This window comes from Streptomyces sp. AC627_RSS907 (assembly GCF_019049165.1).
This window is the reverse complement of the sequence record NZ_JAGMUE010001513.1, coordinates 1-562: the sequence shown is the minus strand read 5'-3', so window position 1 is coordinate 562 and position 562 is coordinate 1. Positions and strand designations below refer to the sequence as shown.

The window sequence follows — 562 nt, the reverse complement described above, 5'->3', positions numbered from 1 at the left end:
GTACTCGCGCCGGGCCTCGTTCACCACCTCCTTCTTGGTCGCGCCCCCGGAGAAGCGAAGGGCCTTCGCGAGGGCGTCGTCGTCCAGGTCGATGGTGGTCACGCTCATATTTGCCTCCGCTATATAAGACCAACAGCACCTTTGAATATAACAACGGCCGCCCGATCCCGGCCCGCGAACGCGCCCGAGCGCCGCCCCGGGTGGGTCGGGACGGCGCTCGGAGGGGATGGTGGGTCAGTCGGCGATCGGCAGGTACACCCGGTTGCCGGCGGCGGCGAACTCCCGGGACTTCTCCGCCATCCCGGCCTCGGCGGCGGCGGCGTCCAGAGCGCCGCCGTGCTCGCGGCGGATGTCCTGAGAGATCTTCATCGAGCAGAACTTCGGCCCGCACATCGAGCAGAAGTGCGCCGTCTTGGCGGGCTCGGCCGGCAGGGTCTCGTCGTGGAAGGCGCGGGCCGTGTCCGGGTCGAGGGCCAGGTTGAACTGGTCCTCCCAGCGGAACTCGAACCGCGCGTCGGAGAGCGCGTCGTCCCACTCCTGGGCGCCGGGGTGCCCCTTGGCC

General features: G+C 69.9%; 2 protein-coding genes. Both read right to left on the bottom strand.

Annotation, left to right across the window (positions count from 1 at the left end; all coding sequences use genetic code 11):
• A partial coding sequence (locus tag KUM32_RS42750; protein ID WP_217146943.1) for a type II toxin-antitoxin system VapB family antitoxin occupies positions 1-108 on the bottom strand: 108 nt, incomplete at its 3' end.
• Positions 109-234: 126 nt separating this feature from the next.
• Positions 235-562 (bottom strand): phosphomethylpyrimidine synthase ThiC (locus tag KUM32_RS42745; RefSeq protein ID WP_217146942.1); only part of this gene is annotated, 328 nt, incomplete at its 5' end.